Below are 1,881 nucleotides of genomic sequence, written 5' to 3' on the forward strand. Positions count from 1 at the left end.
TTGCTGCGGCAACGGCCACTTAGGGTTCCGGCCTTACGCCGCGTCACTTGTGCGCCCAGCATGGGCGTCATCCTAGAGGTGCAAGTCCTCTCTTAAGCTGGCCACAGCGAATGAAGCGAAGCGCAACTGCATAAGGGCGACCGAGTGTGGGAAGGAAGCGTGGAGCATAAACCGCGAGCCGAGGTACACAAACCGCATCTGAGGCATCTCTGGTCAGGGCGAGCAGGCAAGTGACTGCGAAGCTCTTGTGGCCAAAGCACCGGGGGTGTAAATGCGGCGGTTGTGCGGTGAAGGATGGCGTTCTTACCTGGGGAGATCTCGCCTCATGCCTGAAAGGGCGACGATGTGAGTCGGAGCGAGAAGTCAGCAGAGGTCGTAGTAGCTGCAATGCAGTGAAGGGCCAAACGAGAAGGAGTGAGGTTTACCATGACGATACGGCAGGCCATGCATCAGATGCCCGGGAAATCGGGGCGGGATACGGCTGTGCGGGGTGAAGCCCCGCGCGAAGCGTCCAGCGATGAAGCCGGCAGTCCGCGTCATGCTCCGAACCACACGGGGTCAGGGCTTCTGCAAGAAGCTCTGACAAGAGAAAACCTGCTACTAGCGCTTAAGCGAGTCCGGTCAAATAAAGGTGTTGCAGGTGTCGACGGTCTTGGGATCGAAGAGACAATCGAGCACCTGAAAACGGCTTGGCCCGCGATACGGGCGCAGTTGTTGGCAGGGACGTACCGGCCAAGCCCGGTACGAAGAGTTCTGATCCCTAAACCCGACGGTGGCGAGCGCAAGCTGGGCATCCCAACGGTGACGGACAGACTGATCCAGCAGGCGCTTTTACAAGTCTTACAACCCCTGTTGGACCCAGGCTTCAGTGATCATAGCTATGGTTTTCGTCCCGGCCGCAACGCTCACCAAGCGGTGCTGGCAGCGCAGCAGTTTGTGCATGCGGGACGAAACATTGTGGTGGATGTCGATCTGGAACAGTTCTTTGATCGGGTCGACCACGACCTGTTGATCGCCCGACTGAGCGTTAAGGTGACTGACCGAGGTGTTCTGCGTCTGGTCCGGGCCTATCTGAACAGCGGGACGTTGATCGATGGCGTAGTCGTAGGCAGTGACAGAGGGACACCGCAAGGTGGGCCGCTATCTCCGTTGCTGGCCAATGTATTGCTGGACGAGGTAGATAAAGAGCTGGAGCGACGAGGCCATTGCTTCGTCAGGTACGCGGATGATGCGAACGTCTACGTGCGCAGTCTCAAAGCCGGTCAGCGGGTAATGGCATTGCTCCGTCGCCTCTACGACCGTCTTAGATTGCAAGTGAATGAACGCAAAAGCGCGGTTGCCAGTGCGTTTGGCCGCAAGTTCTTGGGCTACGGCTTTTGGCTGTCAGCCCAAGGCGAGGTCAAGCGTTGGGTGGCAAGCAAAGCGTTACAGGCCTTCAAGAGCCGCATCCGACAGCTAACGCCTCGTAATGCAGGCCGAAGTCTGTCGAAGGTGGTGGAGGGGCTGAAGGGCTACCTACTGGGTTGGAAAGCTTATTTCGGTTTATCGCAAACTCCGCGAGTGATGCAGCGTTTCGATGAATGGATACGCCGACGACTTAGGGCTATCCAACTTAAACAATGGAAAACCGGAAGGAACATCTACCGTGAGCTGCGCAAACTTGGAGCAGTCGACGAACTTGCCTCGGCAGTAGCCAGCAATAGTCATCGCCTCTGGTACAACAGTGCAGGGCTGATCCACGGCGTGCTAACGGTGGCATGGGCCGACCGGTTGGGTCTACCTCGACTCTACTGACCTCAACTTCTCGAACCGCCCGGTGCGGACCCGCATGCCGGGTGGTGTGGCAGGGGCGCGGCCAGATGGCCGCCTCCTATGCCGATT

At 58.3% G+C, this 1,881-nt stretch carries 1 protein-coding gene; it reads left to right on the forward strand.

Annotated elements, in window-relative coordinates; translation table 11 throughout:
- Nucleotides 1-426 precede the first annotated feature (426 nt).
- Nucleotides 427-1,794 (forward strand): group II intron reverse transcriptase/maturase, encoded by a 1,368-nt coding sequence (gene ltrA / locus GHO41_RS29125; RefSeq protein ID WP_153435333.1) that lies wholly within the window; start codon nucleotides 427-429, stop codon nucleotides 1,792-1,794.
- Nucleotides 1,795-1,881: the final 87 nt, after the last annotated feature.

This window comes from Pseudomonas sp. FSL R10-0399, assembly GCF_009600165.1.
Taxonomy (GTDB): domain Bacteria; phylum Pseudomonadota; class Gammaproteobacteria; order Pseudomonadales; family Pseudomonadaceae; genus Aquipseudomonas; species Aquipseudomonas helleri.

Bases quoted from the DNA above. Each gene is read 5' to 3' on its own strand.
- ltrA (WP_153435333.1), top strand. From the start codon at position 427: ATGACGATACGGCAGGCCATGCATCAGATGCCCGGGAAATCGGGGCGG.